The sequence below is a fragment of the Gammaproteobacteria bacterium genome, from assembly GCA_019911805.1.
GTDB lineage: Bacteria > Pseudomonadota > Gammaproteobacteria > Thiohalobacterales > Thiohalobacteraceae > JAHJQQ01.
In genome coordinates this window covers 1-3595 of the sequence record JAIOJV010000084.1, presented here as the reverse complement: position 1 = coordinate 3595, position 3595 = coordinate 1, and the positions used below count along the sequence as shown (strand labels likewise).

The window sequence follows — 3595 nt, the reverse complement described above, 5'->3', positions numbered from 1 at the left end:
CTGATCTTCCCCCAGTTCAACGGACCATTGAGTAATGGCCTGCGGCCATCTTCTCGAAGGCCAGTGGCGCCATCATGCCTATATGTGAATGGCGACGCTGGCGGTTATAAAACACCTCAACATACTCGAAGATGCTTGCCTTTGCCTCGGTGCGACTGCGGTAGTCTTCATGATGAACCAGCTCAGTCTTCAGCGAGTGGAAGAAGCTCTCTGCCACGGCATTGTCCCAGCAGTTACCTTTACGACTCATCGAACACAGGATACCGCGTGAGGCGAGCAGGGACTGGTACTCCGCCGCCGCATACTGACTACCCTGATCGGAATGCAGCAACAACGTATTGCTCTGCTGCCGACTCATCAGCGCCATTTTAAGCGCATCCGTGATCAGTTCGGTCTTCATGCGCTGATGCATAGCCCAACCCACCACAGCGCGGGAATATAAATCCAGGATCACGGCCAGATACAACCATCCTTCCCGCGTTGGGATGAATGTAATGTCGGATACCCAGCGCTCATTCGGCTTCTCCGCCGTAAACTGCTGTGCTAACAGATTCGGCGCCGCGACGGTCTTGCGTGAATCCGTAGTCACTCTGAAACGACGTATCGTCTTGGGCACGATCTGCGCTCGCTGCATCAGTAAGGCCACGGTGTTCTTGCCAACGGTCTCACCAGAGGCTATCAGATCAGCATGAATACGTGGCGATCCATAGGTCTCGCGACTGGCCTGGTGATAATGCCGTATCTTCTCTGTTATCAAGCGATGGCGCTGGCTACGCGCACTTTCCGGACGATCCACCCAGTCGTAGTAACCACTACGCGAGACACGCATGGCTCGACACATCATCCGAATGGCGTACATCGCGCGGGAGTGGTGTATGGCCGCGTACTTCATGGCTGGTTCTTCGCGAAGAATATGGCTGTTTTTTTTAGAAACTCATTTTCCTCATTTGAAGCAGCTAACGCCTTCTTCAGACGTTTGATTTCGGCGTCCTTGTCACTGGTCTTGCCTGAACCCGCAAAGGCAGTGTCCGGCTTCAGCTCCAACTGCTGCCGCCATTTGTAAATCTGGTTCACGCGTAGCCCCAGTTCACGCGCCACCTGCGTCACCGACTTGTCAGATTCATCCGCCAGCCGAATTGCTTCCAGCTTGAATTCCTTGGAATATCTCGTGTACGGTCTCTTGCTCATCGAACACTCCTCCTGGGCCATGGTAGCCCTTTCTTGAGTGTCCGTTAAACTGGGGGAGGTTCAACCTATCCCAGTCAGGTTCATTTTTTGTGTGATAATTAAACATAAATACATAAATAAAAAATGCGATGGTCGCTAATACGCCCGCGATAAAGCCATCGAATGCATTTACAATAATGATTTCCGCGACAATTAATATTCCAATATGTTTAAAAAAGGTGATTGCATGTTCCTTCTTTAAATATTGCGTCCGCTTGCGCGCATGCTCCCATAGTGCTTGTGGATAGCGCTCATCCATTTCTTTTTTGTATTGGGCAAGATCTCTTTCCAGTTGATATTTTCGATCTTCCTCCATCCATTTTGGCAAGTGTGATGACATACTCGTCTCTTTCCTCGGTGTAGAGCCCTAATTCCGAAGCTAAGCCGCCTTATCCAGTTCGAGTGCATGTGATCGTTAGGTTTCATTTTTGCTTGCTAATGATATGGCTTATATGAATACGCTGCCGAGGCGTCAGTATTTTTTGATATGCACTCAGGATTTTTGGCTATGTAGCGCTGATTGAGTTTTACAATGGTCCCTTGCAATAGATGATGGTTTATCCATTGCCCTCTACCAAAGCCTTTCCTGGCACCTTCGTATGTTTTTGTTAACACTCTCCTTATGTGCTCCTTGTCCACTATACCCCTGGATTTGCTGAAATCGTATTCAACGACATTTAGGTTCTCTGCTTTTATAAAAACAAGCGCGGATTCAACTCTGAAGTGCAACGGTTAACGAAGTCCTGGTATTGAAGAAGACTTCGTGCGGTGTCCGGAAGCCCAGGGACTTTCTCGGACGGTGATTGAGATGGTTCATGACCTCTTGGACTTCCGCATCGGTGACGGTCGTCAGGTCCCGGCGTTTCGGGAAGAACTGCCTGATAAGGCCGTTGGTGTTCTCGTTCAACCCGCGCTCCTAGGAGGCGTAAGGATGGGCGAAATAGATCCGGGCATCAAGATCGCGGGCCATGCCCTCATGGTCGGTGAACTCGCGACCATTGTCATAGGTGATGGTATGCACTCGATCCCGATGTGACACAAGGCCTTTTCTGACGGCGACGCAGACTGCATCGGCCGTCTTGCGAGGCACAGCCTGGATCACGGTGTACAAGGATTTGCGTTCCACAAGCGTCACCAGCGCCCCACGATGGCCCTTGCCGATCACGGTATCTCCCTCCCAGTCACCAAAGCGACGACGGCTTGCCACGATCGCCGGGCGTGCCTCAATCGAGACCTGGTTGGGAATGATACCGCGCCGGTCATAGGTGCCATAGCGCTTGCGCCGAACCTTCTGGCAGCGCAAATGAGTGTACAGGTCACCGCCTGAACGCTTGTCCGCATAGATATACTGATAGATTCGCTCATGACTGATGGACACCCCTTGTTCCTGTCCAAACCGATCGGTAACCTGCTCCGGACTCCAGGCCTTGCGGATGAGCGCTGCGATACACCGCCAGGTTTCCGGGTTGATGCGGGATTGCGCCTTGCCACGCCGCCGCCCCAGCGCCAGCTGATGTGCCTGTTTGGGGCGATACCCCTTCAGGCCACGATTCCGGCGCAACTCTCGGCTGATGGTCGATTTATCCCGCTCCAGCAGCTCGGCAATCTCTACCTGGCTATATTCGGCTTTCTTCAGGATGTAAATTTGGTATCGTTCTTCCTGGGTAAGCTGCGCGTAGCTCATTTGTGCTCCTCTTACTTGGCGGTGAGTGGTGCCACGATGGTACCGCAGCTTGCCCTCTTATCGCTTTTGTAGAGTTGTACTTACGAGTTGAATTCAAGAAGTTTTTCTTTATCAATCCCATGGGTTACTTTAATCTCGACGAATAATACTCTGCCTTTTTTTTCAATAATTACATCGGGTATTATTTTTGCTGTTCTTTTTTATAGCACGACAGAATCTACTGCTATTCGTTGCCACGGCCGCACCAACACCTCAGTTTCTAGCCGTGTTCCTGTTATTGCCATTGAAATATCTGACGTCACCTTAAGTTCAGGAAGAAGTATTGTCTTTTCCTCCAATAAAATGTCCTTTGCCAGTAAATGCAGTGCAGTTTCGTAACCTACTCCACAATCACTTCCCCGATAGTGAGAGAAATATGGATCTTTTTTTTTACCTTGGTGCGCTTGTAACCTGTGGTCACAAGCTGGGCACAAGCAATCACACGCCAACCCTCGATCTACTTCGGAGGCGGTATATAACTTGTCATCTTTCTTTCCGTACGGACGACGTCACCCCCGGATTGAGTAGCACCGCGATTTAGAGTCCAATCCTAACCGGAAGGAGGTTGGACATGAAGAAGCGGTTTACAGAAGAACAGATCATCGGGTTCTTGCGGGAGGCGGATGCGGGAGTGAAGGTCAAGGA

At 50.7% G+C, this 3595-nt stretch carries 1 protein-coding gene and 2 pseudogenes; all 3 read right to left on the bottom strand.

Features of this window, described 5'->3' with window-relative positions; genetic code table 11:
- Window positions 1-16: 16 nt before the first annotated feature.
- A pseudogene (locus K8I04_10860) lies at window positions 17-1188 on the bottom strand (IS3 family transposase).
- Entirely contained in the window at window positions 1121-1567 is a 447-nt protein-coding gene (locus tag K8I04_10855) for a hypothetical protein (GenBank protein ID MBZ0072208.1), read from the bottom strand. Before K8I04_10855 ends, K8I04_10860 begins: the two are co-directional and overlap by 68 nt.
- Window positions 1568-1939: 372 nt before the next feature.
- A pseudogene (locus K8I04_10850) lies at window positions 1940-2911 on the bottom strand (IS30 family transposase).
- Window positions 2912-3595 lie beyond the last annotated feature (684 nt).